This window comes from Rhodococcus sp. IEGM 1406 (assembly GCF_030056745.1).
Classification (GTDB): domain Bacteria; phylum Actinomycetota; class Actinomycetes; order Mycobacteriales; family Mycobacteriaceae; genus Rhodococcus_F; species Rhodococcus_F erythropolis.
Genome location: NZ_JASHKO010000002.1, coordinates 599,471 through 624,629 on the forward strand (window position 1 = coordinate 599,471; position 25,159 = coordinate 624,629).

At 63.4% G+C, this 25,159-nt stretch carries 15 protein-coding genes; 5 read left to right on the plus strand and 10 right to left on the minus strand.

Annotated features, from left to right (window positions below):
- Positions 1–17: 17 nt before the first annotated feature.
- The 6 genes from QM596_RS12140 to QM596_RS12165 all read right to left on the minus strand — a co-directional run bounded on the left by QM596_RS12140 (position 18) and on the right by QM596_RS12165 (position 16,596).
- The gene (locus QM596_RS12140; protein ID WP_283309134.1) at positions 18–12,479 is read right to left on the minus strand and encodes a non-ribosomal peptide synthetase; all 12,462 of its coding nucleotides are present in this window, start codon (positions 12,477–12,479) and stop codon (positions 18–20) included.
- A gap of 208 nt (positions 12,480–12,687) precedes the next feature.
- Positions 12,688–13,140, minus strand: a complete 453-nt coding sequence (locus QM596_RS12145; protein ID WP_283309135.1) for a flavodoxin family protein — start codon at positions 13,138–13,140, stop codon at positions 12,688–12,690.
- A gap of 47 nt (positions 13,141–13,187) precedes the next feature.
- Positions 13,188–13,835, minus strand: a complete 648-nt coding sequence (locus tag QM596_RS12150) for an isochorismatase family protein (RefSeq protein WP_019748152.1) — start codon at positions 13,833–13,835, stop codon at positions 13,188–13,190.
- Positions 13,836–13,871: 36 nt separating this feature from the next.
- The gene (locus QM596_RS12155) at positions 13,872–15,536 is read right to left on the minus strand and encodes a (2,3-dihydroxybenzoyl)adenylate synthase (RefSeq protein WP_283309136.1); all 1,665 of its coding nucleotides are present in this window, start codon (positions 15,534–15,536) and stop codon (positions 13,872–13,874) included.
- A 41-nt stretch (positions 15,537–15,577) separates the two neighbouring features.
- Positions 15,578–16,378, minus strand: coding sequence for a 2,3-dihydro-2,3-dihydroxybenzoate dehydrogenase (locus QM596_RS12160; protein WP_019748150.1), 801 nt, complete (start codon positions 16,376–16,378; stop codon positions 15,578–15,580).
- Entirely contained in the window at positions 16,366–16,596 is a 231-nt protein-coding gene (locus QM596_RS12165; RefSeq protein WP_003942230.1) for a phosphopantetheine-binding protein, read from the minus strand. Before QM596_RS12165 ends, QM596_RS12160 begins: the two co-directional genes overlap by 13 nt.
- 201 nt (positions 16,597–16,797) lie before the next feature.
- Here QM596_RS12165 and QM596_RS12170 point away from each other — a divergent pair, with 201 nt between their 5' ends.
- Complete coding sequence (locus QM596_RS12170) at positions 16,798–17,955, plus strand: isochorismate synthase (protein ID WP_283309137.1); 1,158 nt, start codon at positions 16,798–16,800, stop codon at positions 17,953–17,955.
- On the opposite strand, the gene QM596_RS12175 is transcribed toward QM596_RS12170, so the two are convergent.
- Positions 17,921–18,361: a DUF1801 domain-containing protein gene (locus QM596_RS12175; RefSeq protein WP_283309138.1), complete on the minus strand. Its 441-nt coding sequence runs from the start codon at positions 18,359–18,361 to the stop codon at positions 17,921–17,923. The genes QM596_RS12170 and QM596_RS12175 overlap by 35 nt on opposite strands.
- A gap of 202 nt (positions 18,362–18,563) precedes the next feature.
- Between QM596_RS12175 and QM596_RS12180 the strand changes: the two genes are divergently transcribed.
- Positions 18,564–19,511, plus strand: coding sequence for a hypothetical protein (locus QM596_RS12180; RefSeq protein ID WP_283309311.1), 948 nt, complete (start codon positions 18,564–18,566; stop codon positions 19,509–19,511).
- A 47-nt stretch (positions 19,512–19,558) separates the two neighbouring features.
- Positions 19,559–20,215 carry a thioredoxin-like domain-containing protein gene (locus tag QM596_RS12185; RefSeq protein WP_283309139.1) on the plus strand — a complete coding sequence of 219 codons (657 nt, stop codon included), beginning with the start codon at positions 19,559–19,561 and terminating at the stop codon, positions 20,213–20,215.
- A 35-nt stretch (positions 20,216–20,250) separates the two neighbouring features.
- On the opposite strand, the gene QM596_RS12190 is transcribed toward QM596_RS12185, so the two are convergent.
- Both QM596_RS12190 and dapB read right to left on the minus strand, forming a co-directional pair.
- The gene (locus tag QM596_RS12190) at positions 20,251–20,715 is read right to left on the minus strand and encodes a hypothetical protein (protein ID WP_020907483.1); all 465 of its coding nucleotides are present in this window, start codon (positions 20,713–20,715) and stop codon (positions 20,251–20,253) included.
- Positions 20,712–21,476, minus strand: coding sequence for a 4-hydroxy-tetrahydrodipicolinate reductase (dapB, locus tag QM596_RS12195; protein ID WP_019748144.1), 765 nt, complete (start codon positions 21,474–21,476; stop codon positions 20,712–20,714). The genes QM596_RS12190 and dapB overlap by 4 nt, the downstream gene beginning before the upstream one ends.
- 102 nt (positions 21,477–21,578) lie before the next feature.
- On the opposite strand from dapB, the gene QM596_RS12200 reads away from it, so the two are divergent.
- Positions 21,579–23,618 carry an ATP-binding cassette domain-containing protein gene (locus tag QM596_RS12200; protein WP_084326598.1) on the plus strand — a complete coding sequence of 680 codons (2,040 nt, stop codon included), beginning with the start codon at positions 21,579–21,581 and terminating at the stop codon, positions 23,616–23,618.
- Positions 23,615–24,349 (plus strand): energy-coupling factor transporter transmembrane component T family protein, encoded by a 735-nt coding sequence (locus QM596_RS12205; protein ID WP_046378447.1) that lies wholly within the window; start codon positions 23,615–23,617, stop codon positions 24,347–24,349. The genes QM596_RS12200 and QM596_RS12205 overlap by 4 nt, the downstream gene beginning before the upstream one ends.
- Here QM596_RS12205 and QM596_RS12210 read toward each other — a convergent pair.
- Complete coding sequence (locus tag QM596_RS12210; protein ID WP_046378446.1) at positions 24,315–24,971, minus strand: TetR/AcrR family transcriptional regulator; 657 nt, start codon at positions 24,969–24,971, stop codon at positions 24,315–24,317. The genes QM596_RS12205 and QM596_RS12210 overlap by 35 nt on opposite strands.
- Between the last annotated feature and the right edge of the window lie 188 nt (positions 24,972–25,159).

Sequence of the window (25,159 nt, forward strand, 5' to 3'; positions counted from 1 at the left end):
ACTGTGTGGTTTTCAAACTATGTGGCCGTGCGTTTCGACAAATGGCTGTCGAGCAGCGGGGCAATTGCCGCCCACCCGGCTGGGGTCACCAATCCGGCGTGGTCGTACGGCAGATGGTGTACTGCCATGTCCCGGTCCCCGCGGGCTCTGCGCCAGCGATCGGCCAGCAGCTGTCCGGACGCCTCGGCGTCGGCGGTGATCAGAGTAACCGGTCCGTCGTAGGTTGTGTCAGTCGAGCGGGCCACGAGCAAACGAGTGGCATCAAAACCCGCCCGAACATCCTCGACCAGTCCCGGTGCCTGAGTGAGGATCTCGGGTGGCAGGGCGGCGGCCAGATCTCGGTCGTCGGCATCGTCGCGACCGCGATCGTCACGATCTCCCAGTGGATGAGTATCGATCAGACCGGCGAACTCCACCGTCTCGCCGATACCGACCAGCTGAGCCGCCATCGCGGCAACGACGTTGCCACCGAACGAGTAGCCGAGCAGGTGGTACGGCCCGCTCGGCTGAACGCCCCGAATCGTGTCGACGTACATCGCTGCCAGTTGGTCCACGTTCGTCGGTTCGAGTGGCTCACCGGCAACTGTGGGAAGTTGCAGGCCGAACAGTGGACGGTCAGCCCCGAGGACACCGATCAAAGGTGCAAAGGGCCAAGCGAATCCACCGGCCGGATGCACGCAGAACAGTGGTTCTTCGCTGCCTTCGGCTCGGAGTGTCAGAAGGCGATCGCGACTTAAATCGATTTCGGACGCCGACTCGCCAAGGTGTGCTGCAAGTTCTGCAACTGTCGGACGGGCCATCAGCGTTCCCACACCGACGCTCACCGACAGGTCATGCTCCATCTCCCCCACCAGTCGCATGGCTCGAAGCGAGTCGCCGCCGAGATCGAAGAAGCTCTCGTCGGGATCGACGGCCTCGACGCCGAGTACCCGCGCAAAGACCTGGCACAGTTGCCTTTCCATCTCGGTTCGCGGTGCTCGGGCCGCTGCTCGGGCGGGGGGTGCCGGCAACGCACCGCGGTCCAGTTTTCCGTTGGGCGTCAGCGGAATCGAATCCACGACGACGATGTCCGACGGAACCAGGTGTGCCGGTACGCGTTCCCGCAACGCAGCTCGCAGATCGGTTGAATCAGCGCCGGGTTCTTCGATGACGTACCCGACCAGTCGCGGCGGCCCACCGCCTTCGCTACGGACTGACGCTGCCGCTCTCAACACTCCCGGCAACGACGCCAGCGCGGATTCCACTTCACCCAATTCGATCCGAATGCCTCGGATCTTGACCTGATGGTCTGCGCGACCCAGATATTCGAGTTCGCCGTCGCGGCGACGCAGAACGACGTCACCCGTGCGGTACATGCGGTGACCGACCGAGTAGGGATCAGCGACGAATACGGAAGATGTCAGCGCGGTCCGGTGAAGGTAACCCATCGCCGTTCCGTCACCGGACATGTACAGCTCGCCCGCCGCTCCGATCGGAACCTCCCGCAGCCCCGAATCGAGTACCCGCGCGGACGCGTTCAGAATCGGACGACCCAAGCACGGTGTCTCGCTCCCCTGAACCGGGGATCCCATCGCGTTGATCGTGAACTCCGTCGGCCCGTAAAGGTCGTACCCGTCGACACCGTCCTGATCGCGCAATCGCGACCACAGTTCGGCAGGTACAGCTTCTCCTCCGAGCATCACCAACACAGGCGTCCGCTCCCCGTCGAGGAGACCGGCGGCCATCAGTTCCCGTGCATACGAGGGGGTTACATTCACGACGTCGATACCGACTTCGCGGTAATGCTTCACCAGAGACGCGGGGTCCAGTCGCGCCTGCTCGTCGATCACGTGAACTTCATGCCCCGCGAGCAACCAGAACAGTTCCTCCCACGACATGTCGAACGAGAACGAGACTGTGTGCGCGATGCGCAAACGTCGGCCACCCACACTGTTTTCGGTCGGAGTGAAGATCTCGGCCTTGTGATTGTGATACATCGTCGTCAACCCGCGGTGACCCACCACGACGCCCTTGGGTTTTCCGGTACTGCCCGAGGTGTAGATGACGTAGGCAGGCTGGTCCGGTGAGGTCGGCCCGCACACCGCGGCCTCGTCGACTACAGGTGCCGGGGACTGCCCGTCGAGTACCCCGGTTACGTCCGGGTCGTCGAGGACCAGACATACCTGTCCGTCCGAAACAACAAGGTCACGCGTCTGAGTCGTGGTGATCACCAGCGCCGCATCGCTGTCGAGGATCAGTTCGCGCAGGCGTGCCGGCGGGTGAGCCAGATCCAAGGGAAGGTATGCCGCTCCGGTTCTCATGACCGCGAAGATCGCTACGACGTGATCGGCGGTACGCGGAAGTGCGAGCGCCACAACACGGGTCGATCCCGCGCCTGGCACCGACTGCCCCAGCGCCGAAGCGAGTATCCGTGCCAGCCTGTCCACTCGAGTGTTCATCTCGGCTGCGCTCAGTGTGACGTCTCCGAAGACCAGCGCCGTCTCGTCCGGAGTTGCCGCTGCCCTTTCGCGGAGCAAGGCGTCCACGCTACCGCCGGCCTGGTCCGGCCGCGGCATCACAATGTGCTCCGAAGCGAATTCCGCGGGGGTGCGCGAAAGCGGAACCGCCGTGTCCGCCACCGTGGCGGTATCGGAATTCGCCATCACTTCGAGGATCGTGATGGTGCGTGAAAGAACGTCCCGAGCCACGTCGTGGGGAATCAGGTCGGGACGATTTTCGAGAGTGAGCGCCATCGGCGCATCCCCGACCCCCGGATCCACGTCGAGCGTGAGCGCATAGTGGGTGCCGTCCACTGCGTCGAACCCGACGATTCCACTGCGCCCGAACGTGTCTCGACGTGCCTGTTCGTCACGAGGCGTGTTGCGGAAGACGTAGAGCGTGTCGAACAGTGTTGCGAACCCAGCGCTTCGCTGTACGTCGCCGAGCCCGAGATGGTGATGCCCCAGCAGCGAACCCTGTTCACGGAACAGGCGTCCGAGCAACGCCGAGATCTCCTCGCCTGGCCGGACCCGGACACGCACGGGAATGGTGTTGAGCGCCAAGCCCACCATGCGGTCGGCGCCCTCGACCTCGGGTGAACGTCCCGAAACCGTCGATCCGAAGACCACGTCGTCACGCCCCGTCACGGCGCGCAATGCCAGGCCCCACGCCGCAGAGACGACGGTGGACAGCGTCACTCCGCTACGTCTGGCCAGCTCGCGAACGTGCTCGGTGATGCTCTGTTCGAGCTGAACGCGGGTGAACACCGGCAACGGAGCGCGTCCGCCTGATCCCGTACCACCCACGAGTGTGGGTTGCTCGAGATCCGCGAGGTAGTCCTTCCAGGACGAGAGGGCGTCCGTGCGATCCGCTTCGGCGATCCATCGCAGGTGATCACGGAAGTCCGCAGGCTTGTCGAGCGCGCCGTCGAGTCCAACCGGGTCCGTGCCGTGAGTGCGAGCAAACTCGTAGAGCGCAAACAACTCCGCGTACATCAAGGTCTGCGACCAACCGTCGGTCAGCAGGTGGTGCTGAGTGAAGACGAGATGCGCTCCCCCACCCGGTAACCAGACCAGCACCATTCGAATGAGTGGTGGTGCACTCAAGTCGAAGAGCGTGCCGAATTCGGCCTCGTCGACGGCGCGAACCTCGCGATCGATGTCCTCGGTCGCAACTGCGCTCAGATCGATCTCGCGGAAAGGCATTTCGGCTGCCCTGGGCACGAACTGCACCGGAGCATCGAAACCGGCGTGTGTGAAGCCGGCCCGCAGGTTCGGATAGCGCCGCAAGAGCGCATCCCCCGCTGCTCGGAGTGAGCGAACGTCGACGGCAGCATCGGCGGAGAACTCGAATCGCGGCTGCATGTGATAGACATCCGTACCGCCGGCGCCGTCGAGAACCGACTGGAAGTACATGCCTTCCTGCAAGGGACCGAGTGGCAGCACGTCCTGCCAGCCCGGGCTCAGCGACTCGAGCCGTGCCCGACGATCCGCATCGACGGCTACGAGTGGGCTCGGCACACGATCCGGCGCGGTGTCGGGCAATGCCTTTCGGTCCACCTTGCCGTTGAGGGTGAGCGGGAGTGCTTCGAGCACCGTGATGCTCTGCGGCACCATGTGCTCGGGGAGCAGCCGCGCAATCTCCTTGCGCACCAGTACCGAATCGAGCGTGGTTCCACCTTCGGGAACCACATATCCGTGCAGACTTCCGGTACCCGCCGCATCGACACGGACGGTGGCTGCCGCGCGGAACACACCGGCCACCGATCCGAGCGCGCCTTCGACCTCGCCGAGCTCGATGCGGAAACCGCGAACCTTCACCTGATCGTCCGCACGACGAAGGAACTGCAAAACCCCTCGCCTGCGACGGACCAGATCGCCGGTGCGGTAGAGGCGTGCCCCCGGCAGAGAAGGATCGGCAACGAACCGAGCTACGGTCAGATCGGGGCGATTCAGGTATCCGCGGACCACCTGCGCACCGCCCAGATACAGCTCGCCCGCAACGCCTTCCGGAACCTCACGCAGGTCGTCGTCGAGGATTCGCACGTGCACGTCGGTCCAGGGCTGACCGATCGTGACTCGGTCGCCGGTCGTGATGACCGAAGATGTCGCCCACACCGTGGCCTCGGTGGGTCCGTAGACATTCCGGACCGAAGCAGCGTTGGCCACCAGATCGTCAGCCAGATCCTGCGGGAGGGCTTCCCCTCCCACCAGGGCTCGCACCATGGCGAGCCCGACTGCGTTCTCGTGTTCGGTGACCACTCGCCACAGAGCCGGCGTTGCCTGCATCACTGTCGCATCGCTTGCGATGATCAACGCCGACAACGCATCCGGATCGCGAACCGTCCTGCGGTCTGCGATCACGACAGTCGCGCCCGCTGCGAGCGGGCACAGCAACTCGAGTGCGGCGATGTCGAACGACACCGTTGTCACCGCGACGATGCGATCGCCGGGCCTGATCCAGCAATCCTCGAGTACCGTGTCCGCGAAGGCCGCGAGGTTGCCCGTCGAGACCATCACTCCCTTGGGGCGACCCGTCGAACCGGAGGTGTGGATCATGTAGGCGAGGTGATCACCCGCCGCGGGCGGTGAAGGAAGCACAACGCCCGAGTTGGTGAACTCACCGTCCACGAAGACACTCGTGGCGACCGTCGACGGAAGTTGCCCGGCGCTGTCGATACTGGTCAGGACACACACCGGGGCCGCGTCCTCGATCATGAACTCGAGCCGCTCACTCGGGTAGTCGACGTCGAGTGGCAGGTACGCCGCACCAATACGCAGTACCGCGAGCAGTCCGGCCACCAGATCCGCATCTCGATCGAGCGCGACGGCGACTACCTTCTCGGGTCCGGCGCCGGTCGCGAGAAGTTCGCGGGCCAGCTCGTCGACGCGCGCCGACAGTTCCCCATAGGTAATTCCGACCTCGCCGGAGATCACCGCGACGTCGTCGGGGTGACGGCTGACGTGTCGAGCGAACAACTGCGAGATCCCCGACGGCGGCGTCGCGCGTCGGCCCGGGTCGCGATCCGACTTGTTTTCCGCCAGTCGCAGATCCGCGACGACAGTGCTGTTTTCGTGACCGAGGACCGCGATCACACCGTCGAGCAATGCGTCCGCAGTCGCGGCGTCGAACAGCCCGGCATCAACCGTCAATCGAAGTTCTGTTGCGGTTCGGACGAATTCGAGGTCGACGCTCGCTCCGGGCGAGTGACCGACACGGGCAGCGAACAGACTGCTGGTGGGACGCCCGAGTAGATCGGCGATTCGGTCCAGGCTGACATCGGAATGCGCAAGTGCCTCAGAGACAGCGTTTTCGACTCGTCGAACGACATCGGCAATTCTCGGCCGACCGGACAGATCGACCCGAATCAGGCTGTCAGTCCCTTCCGAGAACAGTCCGACCGCAAGGTCCCGACCGCCACCGAAGCCGTTCAGCGTCGCCGCCACTGCGGCCAACAGCACCGCGTCGAATCCTGATCCGTCACCGAACCGAGCATCGCGTAGCTGACGAACGTAGGTGTGCGGGCGGTACTCTTCGCCGCGCGGGCGATCGTAGGGAAGGTCCGTTTCGAGGGGCAAGCCCGCGAGCGTGCGAACCCAATACCGCTCGTGATCAGGATTTCCCGCCACTGCCGGGGCGCGGAACGTCGCCACGGTCACGGCGGGTCGATCGACGACAGCAACCGAATCCGGCGAGAACTTCTTCTGATCGACGCGTGCGGCCACGGCAAGACCGAGGGGGGTCGGGGTGTCGAAGACATCCGAGACGACGACGCGAATTCCCAGCTTCCGCAGACTTCCCACCAACCGCATCGCTGTGAGCGAGTGACCGCCGAGAGTGAAGAAATTGTCACCCGGATCGACGTCGGGAATCTCCAACACCGTTGCGACACAGGCGCACACTGCATCGACGACCGCTGGATCGACATCGATCGCTTGATCAGACGCGGCCGCCTTTTTCGTGACAGCCACCATTTTTGTGACAGCCACCGCATCGGCAACGCGGCGGGTCTGTCGGACAACCGAGAGCACCGCGGATGCGGGAGCTGTCGGCTCGGTCAGCAACCCACGCAGGATCTCCGCGAGCCGTGTGACCATTCGCTGCGCCGTGGCTTCGGAGACAACTGCCGGATCGTGGTACAGGACCAGATCCAGACCGGTGCTCGGCGGCGCCATCAACGTCATCGGATAGTGCGTGACTCCGCGGTTGGTGAATCCCTCGACTCGAAGTGTGTGCGATGCAGGCTGTCCCGCACCGGAGTTCGGGAAGTTCTCGAACACCAGGAGCGTGTCGAACAGTTGACCGATCCCGGCGATGCGTTCGATCTCGGCCAAACTGGTGTGCTCGACGTCCACGATGTCGAACTGCGCGTTCTGCAGACCGACGAACTGATCCAGCAAGGGCTGATCCGCGACGATGTCGAGGCGGGCCGGAATCGTGTTGCTGAACAACCCGACCATTCCCTCCACCCCGGAGAGTTCGGCAGGTCGGCCGGACACCGTGGCCCCGAACACGACTTCCCACTGTCCCGTCGCTTCGGCGAGCGCCGCTGCCCACGCACCCTGAACCAGGGTGTTGACCGTCAGCGCTCGCGCACGACCGAGTTCGATCAGCGCTTCGGCGTCCGATGTCGCGAGAGGAACCTCGAGCGCGACGGGCACACTTCGCGGCGCCCCTGCGTCGGCAACGAGAGTCGGCGCGGTGAGCCCACGCAGACGCTCACTCCACACTGCGCGGGCAGAGTCCTGATCACGGCCGGCGATCCATGCCAAGTAGTCGCGATACGGCGTCGGCGCAGGAAGGTGCGCATCGCCGTCGTGGTAGACGTTCATCAGCTCGCGCAGGACGATCGGAGTCGACCACCCGTCGGTGAGCAGGTGATGCGCATTGAGGACCAAACGGTGCACCCCGCCGGGCAGCCGAATCAGCAGCGCACGCAGCAGAGGCGGTGTACTGACGTCGAAGACGTAATCGGCGGCCTCGTCCTCGAGCTGATCTGCAGAGCGGAATGCAGTGTCAGCTGGAACGGAGGTCAGGTCGACCGAACGCCACTCGACTTTTGCACCGCGCGGAATGATCTGAACGGGCCGTTCGAACTGCTCGTAGTGGAAAGCTGCGCGTAGGTTCGGGTGCCTGTCGATCACGGTCTCGAACGCGTCGGCCAACTTCACCTCGTCCAACGGGCCGGAGAGGTCGAAGCGTGCAGTAAGTGTGTAGACGTCTGCTTCGCCGTCACGGACCGCATGGAACAGGAGGCCTTCTTGTAGCGGCGACAGCGGAAGTACATCGGCAAGCGGTCCGTGGACGGCTTCGAGTTCGTTGATCCCGGCTTGATCGACCACCGCGCCCTGGCCGAAGATCGTCGCCGAGCAATCGGAAGGCGTCAAACCACCCTCGAAGAGCGCGGCATGCGCGGTCAGTGCAGCGAGCGCACGTTCCCAATGCTCTTGCAGCTCGACGATCGTCGCGGCGTCGAGCACTGAACCCGCCGCAGTCCATTCGACTGCCAGCATCGTCGAGTCGTCCTCTCGGACAAATGCGTTGAGCGCCAGCACTTCCGACATTGCCTTGCTCGCCGGTTCGATGACCGCGAATGGATCCTGCTCCGGCAATCGCCATCCGGTTCCGGGTAGGGACGGGAAGCGGCCGAGATAGTTGAGCAGCAGTTCGGGTGTAGAGCACGCGGAAAGGTCAGGTGCGGTGTCGCGATCCAGATGCCGCAGAACTCCGTAGCCGACTCCACCTCCGGGTACGGCGCGTTTTGCTTCCTTCACCGCACGAAGCAGATGCCCGGCAGCTGCTCCGCCGCTCAGTGCGTCGGCAAGATCGTCTGCGGTGAGCAGTGCATCGGTGGGAACCCGGACGGGGAACTCACTGGTGAACCACCCGATGGTTCCGGCGAAGTCGGTGTCGCTGGTGAGCGCGTCGCGGCCATGGCCTTCGACGGTGACTGTCTGCGCGGGCAGGCCGATGAGGCCGCGGCCGTGCTGCCATGAGCGCAAGGCAAGCATCAAACCCGCGAGAAGCACTTCGTCGGCCTTGGCTCGATACGCCGTCGGAAGCGTGGTCAACAGCGCGTCGGTGACAGCCGGGGGTGCAACAGTTGTCGTGCGAGAGGCGGTTGCGGTGAGGTCGACTTTCGGGTCGAGACGACGACTGCCGATCGGCTCGTCGTCCGCCTGTACCGACGCGGACTTCCAGTACTCGAGCTCCGATGCCATGCTGCCCGAGGTCCCGAATTCTGCGAGCAACCCCGCGTATCGGCGCCACGAACTTCCGCCAGCACCCAGCCGGGCCGACCTACGCTCGCGCGCTGCATCGGTAGCTTCGTGGAGGTCTGGAAGCAGAATTCGCCAGGACACACCGTCGACGATCAAATGGTGAGCCACGACGATCAATTGGTCGGGTCGACCGGCCTCGGTATTGACCAGTACGACTCGCAGGAGTTCACCGGCGCGTGGGTCGAGACTCGCCGCCGACGCCTCCGCGAGCTCTCTGATCCGGGACGGCTCGGAGGTGTCGGACACCTCGTGAACGAGCCCCTCGCTGCGCACCGCGCCGACGTCTCGGACGATCAATTCGGTAGTGCCGCTGTCGTTGTCACGGCGCAGGAGCAGACGTAGAGCGTCATGGTGATCGAGGATCGTCTGCACGCCGGACTGCAGGTCGCCCAGCGAGAGGCCGTCGTCGATGCGCACTGCGGTCCACTGCGTGTAGCCCGCAATTGCCTCGTCTGTCGGATTCTTGTCGATCAGTGCCCGAACGATCGGCGGAGCGATCACGGTGCCGGTCGCCACGTCCGCAACCGAGGCTACGGCGTCGGCGTCATCGGCAATCTCACGCGCCGCAGCGGCGATGGTTCCCAGATCTCGCTGTGCCAGTAGCTCTTTCGGAGCGACGACCAGTCCGCGCACCCGCAGGCGACTGCTGACACTGATTGCCGTGATGCTGTCACCACCGAGGCCGAAGAAATCCTCGTCCACACCGACGCGCTCGCGGCCTAGCACCTCGGCCACCACGTCACAGAGGATTTCCTCGTGTGGTGTGGATGCAGCGCGACCTTCCGATTCGGTGGCCGGGGCTGGTAGTGCCGCACGATCGAGCTTTCCGTTCACCGTGACGGGTAGTTCGTCCAGAACGACGATTGCGGCGGGAACCAGATGATCCGGTACGCGACCGGCGAGGTCTCGGCGCAATTCTTCCTGCGGCGGAAGCGTCGTACCGGCGGCGGCTACAACGTAGCCGACCAGGCTGGGCCGTCCTCCATCCGTACGGATCAGCGCGGCGGCCGCGCCGATTCCGGGCACCGATCCGAGAACAGCCTCGACCTCGCTCAACTCGACGCGATGTCCGCGGATCTTCACCTGCTTGTCGCTACGACCGATGGAGTCGTATCCCCGCCCGGGTACCCAGCGCGCGACGTCCCCGGCGCGGTACATCAGATCTCCCGGAGCCCCGAAGGGATCTGCGACAAAACGCTCGGAGGTCGCTCCGGCGCGACCGAGGTATCCCCTGGCCAATTGCGGTCCGGCCAGATAGAGCTCACCTCGTTCGCCGTCGGCGACCGGTTCGAGCGCGCTGTCGAGCAGGTACGCGCGGGTTCCCGCGAGCGGGTACCCGATACGCGGTCCGGCACCTTCGACCGTGGTCGCGATCGCGTCGACCGTCGTTTCGGTGGGGCCGTACAGGTTTCGAGCGGGAACACCGGATTCGATGATCGCGTCCCACAGTGCGGGCGGTGCCGCCTCGCCTCCCACGACAAGCAGGTGCAGCCGCTGCGTGCGCAGCAATCCGTTGTCCACCATCGCTGCCGCCATCGACGGCGTCGTGTCGACCACGTCGACGCAATCTCGCTCGAACGCCGCGACCAGGGCAACGGCGTCCTTCTGCAGTTCTTCGTCGTATACGTGCACCCGATGACCACACAGCAGCCACAACAGCTGATCGAGAGACGCGTCGAAGGCGAACGACGCCGTATGCGCGGTGTGCAGTTGCCGGTTTCCGACGCGCGCGGCCGTGTCCCGGTAGATGGTGGCGCGGTGATGGTGAAGCAGGTGCGCCAATCCACCGCTTCTGACCAACACGCCCTTCGGCTTGCCTGTCGATCCCGAGGTGTAGATGACGTACGCCAGGTGATCGCCATGCCGCGCCGTCGCCAGTTCACCGAGTTCGAGTGGAAACTCGGAATGGGCACGGAGTTCTTCGCGCACTTCGTCGGAATCGAGTACGAGCGGGTCGGGTCGAGAATCTCCGACGAGTTGCTCGGCCAGCGCGGAAGTGGTGAGCACCACCTTCGGTTGCGCGTCGTCGATCAGATCCCGCAACCGCTCGGCCGGGTGCTGCGGATCCAGGGCCACGTACGCTGCGCCCGCGTTCAGTGTCGCGAGCAGAGCCACCACCATCTCGGAGGTACGCGGAAGCGCAAGTCCGACAATGTCGTCCGGGCCGACATCGCGAGCCCGAAGCAACCGGGCGAGTTTGTGGACGCGGCCACCGAGTTCTGCGCCTGTCAGACGTTCCTCACCGCACACCAGGACCGTGTCATCCGCATGATCGGCGACGATGCGGTCGAAGACGTCCGGGACGAGGGCGACGGAGCCAGGCACAGGTTCAATTTCACGGCCGGCAAGGATCCGCGCAGCTTCGGGTGCCGGCATCATCTGCACCTGTCCGACGGCAGGGTCTCCCTCCCCCACCATCGCGATGACGATGCTCACGAAACCAGCGAGGCGACGCTGAACCGAATCCCGAGTGTTGGTGCGCGCGTCCACTTCGAACCCGAGGAGAACTTCGCCGTCCGCGATGGGGGTGACCGTCAAACCCAGGTCCTCGGGCGGACCTCCGGCGACGTTACGTAGTACACCCACAGCGCCGGCGAAATCGAGGGCGAAGTCGAAAGCCTTGAGATTGATTCCGATCCCGTGAAGCAGTGCGCCGGTGCCGGCGACGCCCAGGTCCCGAGCAAGATTCTCACCGCGGTAGCGCTGGTGTGCGCGCAGGCTTTTCATCGTGGCGGCCACCTGCTTGCTCAGGTCACCGAGTCGATCGTGGCTGCGAATCGTCAACCGGAGAGGCAGAACGTTGACTGCCATGGCCGGCGTCTTGAGTGCCGTGCGGCCTACGCGCGCCATGAGTGGCATCGCGATGACAACATCCGTCTCACCGAGCAACCGGTGGAGAAACGCGCCGTAGCAGGCGATCAGTGCCTCGGCCCACGTTGTTCCCGTCGCGTCTGCCACCTCTTTGAGGCGGTTGAGGGCGTCGGCGGTAATGACCTCGCGAACCTGGATCGTTCGTTCCGCCGGACCGGTGACCTGCCGGCCGCGTCCGTCCAACGCGGGCAACGGCGTCAGGACATCACGCCAGTAGTCACGATCTTCCGCGAACTGCTCGCCAGCCCGGTACGCCTCGTCCTCGCTGACCAGATCTGTCATAGAACCGAATCGCGTTGGCGCGACCTCGGTTCCCTTCTTCGCGGCCGTGTAGTGCGCGGCGACTCGACGCGAAATCATTGCTGCGCTGTATCCGTCGACGATCAGGTGGTGATAGAGCTGGATGCACCAGATCTCGCGATCGGACAGCCTGATCAGCGAGTACGTGTACAGAGGGCGCTCCACCATCAGGCGGCAGTACTCGGACGCCCGGCTGCGCTCGGCGTCGACCAGTGCGTGCGCCACGGCTACGGGATCGCGCTCGTCACGGACGTCGGTGATCGGGATGATGCCAACCGGCTCGTCGGAGATGTACTGACGCGGGCCGTCCGCCGTCTCGATCATCCGCAGCCGCATGGTTTCGGCTTCGCCGATCGTCGCCCTGATGGCGGCCGTCAGACGTTCGGTGTCGATCGGTTCGTCGCCCGAGATTTCGAGCACCTCACCGACGAGATAGCTCCGAGATTCGGGATCAAGCCTCTGTGCGTTCCAAATCCCGAGTTGAGCTCCTGTGAGAGCAAACGTAGCTTCGTTTGCCGCTCCGGAGTTCGAACCTGGAAGAACGCTCACACTGATCCCCTCGTCTGTGGACACACGTCACCCAAGGGTGACCTAACGTCGTTTTGGGTAGCCTAAACTAAATGTCGATGAATCGGGGAATCCGCCTCGCCGGTGACCCGAGAACCGACGGCTCCCGACGCGTTCACCAGAGGACACGCGCTTCTACAACCACTTGCGGGACAGTCTCTTTCGTGAACCGAAACGAGAAAGTGGAAGGCTAGTCCATCAGCGTTGCTGCGACGGTTCCGCCCAGTTCATAACAACCATCGCGGACAGATTTGTCCACGCTCACAGTCACTTCGAGCGAATCCGCCACCGCGACCAACCCGAGCCCTGTCGCGAGTTTGCGCACCGACGACACGGCACCAGCAGTGTCGTTGTTGCCGTGAACCCACAGGCCGTACGGCCGATCCGACACCGCACCGAGACATTGGTAGTACGTGGTGTCGAAGAAGTACTTGAGCGCACCCGACATGTATCCGAAATTGGCGGTGGTACCGAAAAGATAGCCGTCAGCAGCGAGTACGTCGGGCACCGTCGCCGCCAACGCCGGCACCACCTTCACCTCGACGCCCTCGATCTCCGGATCGCGAGCACCGGCAAGGACTGCATCCAACAATTCGTGGGTTGTCGGCGAGGGCGAGTGGTGAACCACCAACAAAGTCTTCACACACCTGACAATACGGCGACGGGTGGCGCACCCGTCGCCGTTCACGCCTACGCCGAAACCGTTTCCGCGCTCATCGCCTTGACCAGGTCATCGGTTCGGGTGACCGAGGCGCAGCGCCCGGCCGCGTACTCGAGGGCGCCGACATGCTCGCCTAGGGAGAAGTCGGCCACCGCGTCGCCCACGAAGAAGATCTGCACGTCTTGCATGAACCCGTCCAAAGCGGTAGTCAGGCAACCGATGTGGGCATAGATTCCGGTGATGATCAGTTGGTCACGCCCGCTCTCGCGCAGCCGCTCACGCAGATCCGTTTTGATGAAGGCGCTGTAGCGCCATTTTGTGAGCATCACGTCGTCCGGATGCGGAGCCAACTCGGCGATCACGTCGGTGTGAGCGGGATCTGCCTTCAGACCCGGTCCCCAGAAATCCGACAGCAACGCACGCTCCTCGGGATCCTGATCACCGGGTTGCGCGGTGTAGACGATCGGGATTCCGGCAGCTCGCGCCGACGAACGAAGCCGGTCGATGTTCGGAACCACGGTTTGGAGCGGGTCGACGCTTCGGTCGTACGCGTTCACGAAATATTCCTGCATGTCGTGCAGAAGCAGCACCGCTCGGGAAGGATCGAGAGTCCAGTCGACCCGATTCTGCGGAAACTCGGTGGGCATCTCGTATCGCACTGCTGTGGGTAGCGCCATGATGAATCTCCTCGAAAATGTGGGGGTGGGAACCGATCAACTCGACAGAGTCTGTGCGGCAATCGATTCGCTGAGAACACGGCGCAAGGCCGCCTTGCTGGTCTTTCCGACGCCGGTGACGGGGAACTCGGTCACGAACTCCACTCGATCCGGAACCTTGTACGCCGCAACGCCTCGGCCTCGTATGTATCGCTTGATCTCGCCGACGGTCGGTGCATCTCCGGAAATCACCAGAACGGCGCAGGTTCGCTCGCCCAGGTACTCGTCGGGAACAGCGACGACGGCCGCATCGTGGACAGCAGGATGCGAGAGCAGGTGGTTCTCGATCTCCTCGGCGGCCACCTTCTCGCCGCCGCGGTTGATCTGGTCCTTTGCGCGGCCCTCGACAATCAGGTGTCCCGTATCGGTGACGCTGACCAGATCGCCGGTGCGATAGAAACCTTCGGCGTCGAAGACCTCGGCATTGTGCGCATCCGCCCGGTAATAGCCACGGATCGTGTATGGCCCCCGAGTCAGTAAGTGCCCCGTGGTTCCGGGCTCGACGAGCGCGCCATCGTCATCGACTACACGAACCTCGTCGTCCGGTGAAATGGGCCGGCCCTGCGTGCTGACGATCAATTCTTGCGTGTCGTCGAGGCGGGTGTAGTTGACCAGACCCTCAGCCATGCCGAACACCTGCTGAAGGGTGCAGCCCAGCTCCTTGGGTACGCGTGCGGCAGCTTCGGCGCTGAACTTCGCTCCGCCGACGCCGAGAACCCGCAAGCTCGACAGGTCGTGATCTGCCTTGCTGGGGGCGGCCATCCAGGCCAATGCGATCGGTGGAACCAGCGACGCGTGCGTGACTCGCTCTGATTCGATCAGACCGAAAGCTGTGGACGGCATGGTGTCCGGCGCCAGAACCACGGTGCCGCCCGCGTGGAAGACACCCAGGATGCCCGGCGAACTCATCGGAAAATTGTGCGCAGCAGGGAGAACCACCAACATGCGCGTCGAGTCGTCGACGCCGCAGATCGGGTTGGATGCCCGCACCGAGTAGAGGTAGTCGGCGTGCGTTCGCGGAATCAGCTTCGGAACACCGGTCGTGCCACCGGAAAGCTGAAGAAAGGCGACCGACAACGGATCGACGTCGGCAAGAACGGGAATCTCGTATCCGCGCAGCGAATCGAAACCGACAAACTCTTCGGGGTCACCGGCCACGATCACAAAAGGCGGAGTCTCGAGGCCTTCGTTCACCTCACGCGCCAGCGCGCGGTAGTCGAACCCGCCATGACGGTCGGCGACGATATAGGCAGCGACATCCGCGAACTGGCAGAAGTATCCGATTTCGGTTCGGCGATGCGCCGGCAACCCGAATACCGGCAGGGCGCCGAGCTTCAACACACCGAACAATGCTTCGACGTATTCGACGATGTTCGGCAGCTGCAGAAGCACCCGGTCACCGGCGCGAACACCCAAGCCGGACAGGCCTCCGGCCACTGCCGAGCTGCGACGATCGAGGTCGCAATACGTCAGCCGTGTTTGTGCCCCGGTGGCATCGCTGCCTACTACCGCTTCGTTGTCGGGATGCCGTGCGGCCGCGGCTGTGATGAATCCGGCCAGCGTCTCGTCAGTCCAGTAGCCTCGTTCCCGATAATGCGTCACCAATTCGGGCGGATACTGTGCGACGGGCGCCAAGGGCTCGCGAGCGATCCTCGATGTCATGCAAGTGACTCCTCTTCGAAAGTACTGTCAGCAAATACATCTCACGCTTTGAGCGTCGCTCCGCCGTCGACGTACAGCGCCTGCATGGTGATGTGGGCCGCCCGGTCGGACAGCAGGAAGTGCACCGAGTCCGCGATATCGTCTGCGGTGGCAAGTTTTCCGAGCGGAATGCCCAGGCGATAGCCCGCCAGATTGCCTTCGATGACCGCGTCGGCACCCGAATCGTCGGAAGGGTCCGACCACAATGACCGCTGCATCGCTGTGTCTGTGGAACCCGGAGCGACAACGTTGACACGAATCCCGTCGACAGCCAACTCCAGGCCCGCGGTTCGAACCAACATGGTGGCAGCAGCTTTGGACGAACCGTAAGCACCCATCCCGATACGTGGGACACCGGCCGCGTTGGACGAGACCACCACGATCGACCCGGCCCGACGGCGACGCATTTCCAGTCCCACACTTTGCAGCACGTTGAGCAATCCGAATACGTTGACGCCGAATATCTTCCGCCACTGGTCTGGATCGGAGTCAAGCACCGATCCGGTGTCGAGAATTCCGGCGACGTGCGCGAGCGCGTCGATCCGGCCGAACGTATCCATCGTGGAGGCCACTGCAGCGTCGACTGCCTGCCGATCGGTCACGTCCACGACGTGACTCTCGATATCGGCGCCTTCGACGATTGTTTCTGCCAATTCCGCAGTTGCCCGCTTCAGTTCGACGTCGTCGCGATCGAGAAGCGCCAGCGAATACCCGTCGCGCGCAAGAGTCCGGGCAACTGCGGCGCCGATCCCCGCCGCAGCACCGGTGACCACGGCAATTCGGCGATCGCTCACTGCGGGCACAGCACCTGAACCCAGGCATTGATCGTCGGTTCTTCTGCCAACTCCGCGAAGTCGGCATCCGCGCCCGCTCCTCGCCATCGTTCGACGAGCGTCATCAAGCGAACCGAGTCCAGTCCTTCGTCACCCAGGTCCGCGTCGTCGCCGAGTTGTTCTGCCCTCATCGACAGAACCTCGGCGACGTCGCGCACGATCTGGTCACGGTCCACGGTGTTGCTCATCGGTCTCCTCGAGTAGTGGTCGACGCGCTCAGATCGAGCCAACCCACCCCTCGTGTCGACCCCGTCCGCACGCCTTTACTTTAGGCCAGCCTAACCATAACGGTACGGAAGTACACAACCCGGATGCTCACGACACAAATTCACCCGAACTAAGGCTAGCCTCAACATAGCAAGTAATCCTGTCGAACTGGAAGGGTGTCCATGTCAGCACTCGCCGAAGTCTCCGAATTCCCGTTGCGCAACAACCGGACTGACGATGAAACGGAATCCGTTTTCCTGCTCTCACGTAGGCAAACGTCGATCCGCACTTCGGGAGTAGTCGAAGAATTCGACTCGGCCTTCGACGCCGCTGAAGCCCTCAAAACGGGCCGCATCGACTCGGTCGTCGGCGCCCTGCCGTTCTCCCCGGAGACGCCGTCCGCTCTCACCGCGCCACTGAGTTTCACACGAGTTCGCGGTGATCTATATCACTCGAACGTACCGACGCTACCCACTTCGCGGGTAGCCGGATTCGAACCCAGCGCGCAGATCCACACCGACAGAGTCCGCGGCGCCATCGAACGTCTTCGAGCAGGCGAACTCGACAAAGTTGTCCTCGCACGCTCCCTGACCATCGAGGCCGAGTCCACGATCTTTCCCGCCGCTCTGGCCGAGAAACTGATTGCACTCGATCACGCGCACAACGGTTTCTGCGTCGACTTGTCCCCCGCCGGAGGAAAGTACCGCGGGCGTTCGCTGGTCGGCTCGACGCCCGAGGTTCTGATCGAACGGCGAGGCGACGTCGTCACCTGCCACCCGTTGGCGGGCTCGATTGCACGGCACCCGAATTCGGATCAGGACGAGGCGAATGCCGAGCAACTCCGCGCGTCGACCAAAGATCTCGCCGAACACGCGTTTGTCGTCGACTCCATCAGCTCGATACTCGGACCACTGTGCACATCATTCAATGCACCCAGCGCACCGGAACTCCTTCGGACACCGCAACTGTGGCACCTCGGGACTAAGATCGAAGGTGTCCTGGCCGATCCGAGCCTGACCTCGCTCGAGCTGGCAATGGCGCTGCACCCGACCCCCGCCATCTGCGGAACACCGACGGGCGCCGCACGCGAGCACATCACCGCGACCGAAGGGGACCGCGGGTTCTACGCCGGTGCCGTGGGCTGGTGCGACCGAACCGGAGACGGCGAGTGGATGGTGGCTATTCGTTGCGCCGAGATCGCAGCAGACGGCCTCTCGGCGCGGGCGTACGCCGGCGGCGGAATCGTCGCTTCCTCCGATCCGGAAATCGAGCTGAGAGAGACCAGTACAAAATTCCGCACGTTACTCAGTGCGTTCGACCTCGCTGAACATCAGCTCTGACCAGGCACCACTTCTTCGAGGTGTTCAGGGCAATCGCGGCGTGAACGAGTGCCTTGAACGCCTTTTCGTCGACGGCTTCACCTTCGTGAAAATCGATCGCCCGTCTCGTATTGCCCTCGAGGCTGGAGTTGAAGAGACCTGAGGCGTCGTCGAGTGATGCGCCTTTGGCAAAAGTCACCTTCACTGCACTCTTGTAAGTCTCACCGGTACAGATCATTCCGGCGTGGTACCACACGGGAACTCCTCGCCACTTCCATTCCTCCAACACATCCGGATCCACCTCTTTGATCAGAGTTCGTATCCGGGAGAGCATCTCGCCCCGCCAGTCTCCGAGTTCCTCGATTCGCTGGTCGATCAACTGAGACGGGGAATCTGCGCCTTGCTTTTCGGAATCACGCTTCGCCATCGCTTCGTCACTTCCTGCTCGTTGCCGCCGATCTCCGGTGAGTCGAGTATCCCCTCCTGCACCAACATTCACTCAGCGAATCACTGACGCATCACGACGTCTCGGCAAGCGCGATTTCTTGGAATTCGGACAAAGTGAGACGGACGTCCAGTATTCTCTGGGCACTAAGTCCCGATTCTTCGGCCCGGAGGACTGCATCGTGATGTGGAATCGCCCGCTCGCCCATTCAGTCGCTGCGGCTGCCGGATCGGTTCTTCTCGCCGCCGCAGTCGTCGGCGTTCACACTGTTCCGGCGGCGGCGCAACAGGCCCCGCGCGTTTTCGACGTACTGTGCACACCCACCGATGCAGGCCTTTCCGAGCTGTCCGGACTCACCGTCACCGCGGCCGGGATATACGCAATCGGCGACAGCGGCTCCGATGATCGAGTCGCCGAACTCGATTCGAACTGCCACGTTCAGCGCTGGATCAACGTGGGCACCCCTCGTGTCGATGTCGAGGATCTCTCGTCGACTCCCGACGGCCACCTGTGGCTGGCAGACATCGGCGACAACAACGCGGTACGAACGTCGATCGGGCTGATCGAACTCGATCCGACTTCAGGTGCCGCGACCTCCTACCCCCTGGTTTATCCGGACGGGGCGCACGATGCCGAGACACTGCTGATCCAGAGCAACGGGCTTCCCGTCATCGTCACCAAGGATTACCTGGGCGCAAGCGTGGTCTACACAACCGCTGAGCGACAGCAGGTTCAGGATCTGAGTGCGGCGTCGCCGACCATGTTGGCCAAGGTAGGTCAGCTCAGATTTTCTCCCACCCTCACTTCCGGTGGGCCGGTCCCCCACGCCGGAACGATGGCTGTCACCGGAGGCGCCGTGAGCAAAGACGGCACGGTGGTAGCGCTGCGCACCTACACCGATGTCTACCTCTACACAGCTCCCGACGGTGATCTCGCGAAAGCCTTGACCACCAAGCCGATTCGTGTGCCCCTTCCCGACGAGCCACAAGGTGAAGCGATCGCGTTCGACGCGGCCGGTGATCTGATCAGTGGCTCCGAGGCATACCAAGGGCCGCTGCCTCCGCTCCGAATTCTTCGAGGCGCCAGTGACATCGCGCTCTCGGGCGGAACCACAAGCTCTCTCGGGTCGTAGTCGATTCACGTCTCGGGAAAGCGGACAGGCGCCGCTATCATGGCCGAGTGAACAAACAACTTCGAGCAACAGTGGCGATCTCGACAGTTCTCGCGCTGGCTTCGTGCGCGAATTCTCTCGAAGGAACACCTCGACCGGATGCGTTTGTTCCGAGCGTAGACAATCCGGATCCGTCCGAATCCATCGACGGAGTTGTCACGGTCGACTACCCGGCAGCTCAACACGTACGGCCGAACGAACGTGTGGCGTACACACATTCACCGCCCTTCGGTGGTCGCCATGATTCGGTCTGGGCAAACTGCACCGGAGTTGTCTACCCGCAAGCCATTCGAACCGAGAATGCGGTCCATTCCCTCGAGCACGGGGCAGTGTGGATCACGTACAACCCCGACCTGGTCTCGAGTGAGGATCAGGCGCGCTTGGCACAGCGAGTCGAAGGCATGAGCTACACCTTGATGTCGCCGTATCCGACCCTGGATTCGCCGATCTCGCTGCAGTCCTGGGGCCGTCAACTCAAACTCGACAACGCTGAGGACGCTCGCATCGATCAATTCGTCTCGGCGCTACGAGTCAACCCGAACACGTATCCCGAAGTGGGCGCGACGTGTTCGGTGCCGATGACTAGCTTCGACCCGAACAACCCGCCGCCATTCGACCCCACCACTCCGGATCCGTCTTCTCCCGCAACAGTTCTGGAGCGGTAGCATCCCAGCAGACCCCTGTTCACAGCAGGGAGAAACTACTTACCTCGCGACCGACGTTCCAGTTCCACTGCGCGGCGCATGGTTTCCCGTGCCCGGCTTCGGTCACCGGCATAGTCGTAGGCGCGAGCGAGTCGGAAGTTCTGCTTCCAGTTGTCCGGGTCTGCTTCCCAGTCGACCTTGATCTGAGCGAACAACTCGTCGGCAGCCGCCCGCTCGATCCGGCCCGAAGGCAATTTCGGAAGTGAAGACGCATCGACAGCGAGGCCCTCGTCGTGAATCTGCTGCGCGAGGCGTTGGTGTGTGAAGCCGGCACGAAGGGTGGCGATGACGAGCCACAGCCCCAGGAACGGCAGGATCAGCACGCCGATCCCGAGACCGATCGCGGCGCCGCCTCCGTCTTGGATGAGCTGGATTCCGCGCTGGCCGAGCAATACGAAGTACACCGCGAGCGCGATACAGATCGCAACGATCAGCGCGAGGGTGCGGGTGGTCTTGTTCATAGATCGAGGAAGGAATCGATACCGACCGTCAGGCCCGGACGTGACCCGATCTGGCGGACACCGAGCAGAACGCCCGGCGCGAACGAATTCCGGTCGATCGAGTCGTGGCGAATGGTCAGCGTCTCGCCCTGAGTTCCGAGAATCACTTCCTGATGCGCGACCAGTCCGGCCATCCGCACGGAGTGAACCCGGACGCCGTCGACGTCGGCGCCGCGCGCACCCTCGAGCTCGGTCGTGGTGGCGTCAGGGCTGCGTCCGACGCCTGCTTCCGCGCGAGCCTCGGCGATCATGGCGGCCGTTCGGTATGCGGTGCCCGAGGGAGCATCTGCCTTGTTGGGGTGGTGAAGTTCGATGACCTCGACGGAATCGAAGAAGCGCGCCGCGGCAGCCGAGAAGCGCATCAACAACACGGCACCGATGGCGAAGTTCGGGGCGATCAGAACACCCGTTGCAGGCTGCTCGTCGAGCCAGGACTGCACAGTCGCCAGCCTGGACTCGTCGAAACCGGTGGTGCCGATCACGGCGTGAATTCCGTTGGCCACGAGGAATTCCAGATTTCCCATGACGACGTCGGGGTGCGTGAAATCGACGACTACCTGAGTGCGGGTGTCGACGAACGTCTCGATGCGATCACCGGTATCGACCTGAGCGACAAGTTCCAGATCGGGAGCAGCTTCCACTGCCTCGCAGATCGCTCGACCGACCTTGCCCTTGGCTCCCAGAACCCCGACCCTGATGGGTGCTGCACTCACGTCTTCCACGCTCCGTCCGATGCATTGTTTGAGGTGAAGCCTACGCAATCGTGCCGATGCGCTCACCATCAGTCGGGCAGGAGTTATGTCACCACTGGCACACTGGACGTAGTGAGCAACCGTCCGCAAGTCCGCGAAACCGGCAACCTTCGACCACTCGAGTTGGCAACGGGTGCCGTCATGGCCGGATTCACGGTCGCGTTGTCCGTCATTGCCACGGTCATCCCCATGGCCAGCGCCCTCAACCTCGTGGCCGCCGTTCCGATGGGAATTGTTGCCCAGCGCTTTCGAGTCCGCGCCGTGATGACGGCCGGCGTCTCGGCTACTGCGGTCGCTTTCGTCGCAGCGGGTTCGGGATCTGCGGCGGCGGTCGCGCTGAGCGCTCTCCTCGGCGGAATCATCGGTACGGTCAAGCGGCGCGGTCTCGGCTTCGTCTCCGCGTTGCTGTCGTCGCTTGTCATCGGACCCGCGCTGGCGTTGTTCTCCATAGTCCTGTTGCTTGTTCTCGCGCCCCTGCGCACCTTGTTGTTGACCTCGCTGGAGAACACCGCGCTTGGCGTGGCCGCAATCTTGAAGCGTGCCCCCACGCTGGTCGGCGCAGCCGAATGGATCGAGAACAGCATCGGCTCGATCATCGACTACTGGTGGTTGTGGATCGGCGTGTCGATCATCTCCGGAATCGTCCTCAGCACCGTCGTCTCCTATTTTGTCCTCGGTGCCGTCCTCGATCGATTGGCTGCACTCCCCTCGGCCGACCCGCTCCAGACAGCACCCGACGACCGTCCGATCGATCCGCTACCGGTCACTTTCGATCACGTGGGCTTCACCTATCCGGGCGCATCGACGCCTGCGCTCGTCGACGTCAACTTCACGGTCCGACGAGGAGAGTTCGTCACCGTCGTCGGCCACAACGGCTCGGGCAAGTCCACACTCACCCGGTTGCTCGCCGGTCGCGCACCGACCGTCGGGACCCTGACGAGGCCCGGGTCCGCCGGTCTCGGTCGACACGGAGGAACCGCCGTCGTCCTCCAACGTCCCGAGAGCCAGATCCTCGGAACCCGCGTCGCCGATGACGTCGTCTGGGGGCTTCCGCCCGAGTCGCATCCCGACGTCGATGCACTGCTGGCCGAGGTGGGACTCGCCGGCATGGGCATGCGCGAGACCTCAGGGCTGTCCGGCGGCGAGATGCAACGTCTGGCGGTTGCTGCCGCGCTGGCGCGGCGCCCCGCTCTGCTGATCGCGGACGAAGCCACCGCGATGGTCGATCAGGCCGGCCGGGAGGAATTGGTCTCGCTCCTCGCCGAACTGCCCCGGCGCCATCCGATGGCCGTGGTTCTGGTCACCCATCACCACGCCGACACCCGCAACGCAGATCGGGTGATTCAACTACAACGCGGACGGCAGATCGATCACCAACCCGGTTGGATGACGTCGACGTTCGCGGGTCCGCCGTCTGCGCCGTGGCCGGCCGGCACTCGAACTGTCCTCCAACTCACCGATGTCACCCACACCTACAACGACCGGACTCCGTGGTCGCGGCGCGCACTCTCGGACGTGAATCTGACCATCGGAGACGGGGACGGACTACTGGTCCTGGGCGGCAACGGTTCCGGTAAATCGACCCTGGCCTGGATCATGGCGGGCTTGATCGCACCGAGCCGGGGAACCGCGGTCTTCGACGGCAAACCCGTCTCGCGTCAGCTCGGCACTGTCGGTCTGACGTTCCAACACTCGAGGCTGCAGCTGCAACGCCGAACCGTCGCCGAAGACATCGAGGCCGCCGGTGGTCCGGAGATCGGATCGGTGCAAGTCTCCTGGGCGCTCGACGCCGTCGGACTCGACCGTCACATCGCCGGCCGCAGTATCGACGAGTTGAGCGGCGGACAGATGCGACGCGTCGTACTGGCCGGTCTCCTCGTCCGCCAACCCCGAGTACTCATCCTCGACGAACCATTGGCCGGTCTCGATCCACCCGGCCGACACGAAATCCTGAACGTACTCAGGTGGATTCGTCGGAACGGAACCGCAGTAGTCGTCATCTCCCACGATGTCGACGGCATGGACGCCGTCTGCAGCAGAACAATTCGACTGTCGCAGGGTCGCATCCTCGACCCTGCCGCCAGCAGTGCCTTGGAAGGATCGACGACGTGACAACACTTCTGCGCGAAGTCCCGACTTCATCGCCGATCCACCGATTGTGGGCCGGAACGAAGATCGTTGCCGTCGTTCTCGTCAGCATCGTGGTCGTGGCCGCGCCGTCCTGGCCGGCGATCGGCGTCGTACTGGGATTGTTGTTGCTGACCGCGGTGATCGGACGTATCCCCCCGACTGCAGTTCCCCGGCCTCCGTGGTGGTTGTGGGCGCTGATCCTGCTCGGCGCGTTGATCAACCTTCCGATCGGCCTCGACGCGGTGTTCATCTACCTGCAAGCTGTGACGTTCGGTCTTGTATTGCTCTGCGTCTCACTGATGTTGGCGTGGACCACGTCGATGAGCGACGTGGCGCCGGCACTGGCAACGCTCGGTAGACCGCTGCGAATATTCAAGATCCCGGTCGACGAGTGGGCCATCGCGACCGCCCTCTGCATTCGTTCACTTCCACTGTTGATCGACGAGATGCTCACCCTGGTAGCGGCGCGACGACTGCGCCCGAAAGCTGTGGTGAACAGCGCGGCCGACAATTCGATAGTCGACCTGATCACCACAACCATGTCCGTGGCAATTCGGCGGTCTGCCGAAATGGGCGAAGCAATCTCCGCTCGCGGGGGCACTGGACTGATTGCGGCGTACCCCAAGCGCCCTCAGCTCGCCGACCTGTTCGCACTGACCGTCGTCATCGCCGCGTGCGTCAGTGCCGTTGCTTTGACGATAGTCCTGCGCTGATCGAGTCATCGCTGACAGAATTTGCCTGGGCGATGATCGCAGAACCCATCCAGCGCCGTAGGTATCGCCGCAGTTCCTCATCGCTCCGCGGTGGGTCGCCAGGCGCGAGGAAAAACGACTGCATCGTCCGCAGGACGTATTCGACCAGTTCCTGAAGTGACGCGTCGTCGTAGCCGTAATGCACCCAGTCCACGTCGAAGCGGTTGATCATCGCCATTCCGAAGGCTTGCGCCTCCTGAGAGGTCAGACCCTCCGGGTGCAGACTCGAATTCGTGCTTGTGAGAAGGATGCCGAGATGCGGTGTTCGGTGGACCTGAGTCAGTGTGTAGAGAACACCCTCGGTCATCGCCTCGACGGGATCTTCGATGCCGCTCACGTGTGTGGTGAGTCGATCGAGGTAACCGTCCACCGACGCGATCGCCGCTGCCCGCATCAGAGCGTCGGCGCTGGGGAAGTATCGATACACGGTCTGCCGGATCACGCCCAGTGACTCCGCCACGTCGCCGATGCTGATTTCCGAACTCGTCCGTCCGATCAGCTCGACCGCGGCCTCGACAATTCGACGAGACGCATCTTCGTCGTTGTCCGGTGGATTGCCGCCCCACCCACGCCTTCGTGCCACTGCCCACTTCCTCGCTCGAACGAGGCTCGAACCATGTCTTTGCGCTCGAAGTCCAAGAGCCACAGGCTAACACAGGCAGGTTTTGCATCTGCTTTCCCCGAATCCACTCCCGTCATCGAAAAGTGAACATACAACTGCACACCAATATGTATGATTACCGCCACACGTGGCTTCGAGTGCCAGAGCGG

Bases quoted from the DNA above. Each gene is read 5' to 3' on its own strand.
- QM596_RS12180 (WP_283309311.1), top strand. From the start codon at position 18,564: ATGTGGAATCGCCCGCTCGCCCATTCAGTCGCTGCGGCTGCCGGATCG.
- QM596_RS12155 (WP_283309136.1), bottom strand. From the start codon at position 15,536: ATGACATCGAGGATCGCTCGCGAGCCCTTGGCGCCCGTCGCACAGTAT.
- QM596_RS12175 (WP_283309138.1), bottom strand. From the start codon at position 18,361: ATGGCGAAGCGTGATTCCGAAAAGCAAGGCGCAGATTCCCCGTCTCAG.
- QM596_RS12190 (WP_020907483.1), bottom strand. From the start codon at position 20,715: ATGAACAAGACCACCCGCACCCTCGCGCTGATCGTTGCGATCTGTATC.
- QM596_RS12170 (WP_283309137.1), top strand. From the start codon at position 16,798: ATGTCAGCACTCGCCGAAGTCTCCGAATTCCCGTTGCGCAACAACCGG.
- QM596_RS12150 (WP_019748152.1), bottom strand. From the start codon at position 13,835: ATGGCGCTACCCACAGCAGTGCGATACGAGATGCCCACCGAGTTTCCG.
- QM596_RS12165 (WP_003942230.1), bottom strand. From the start codon at position 16,596: ATGAGCAACACCGTGGACCGTGACCAGATCGTGCGCGACGTCGCCGAG.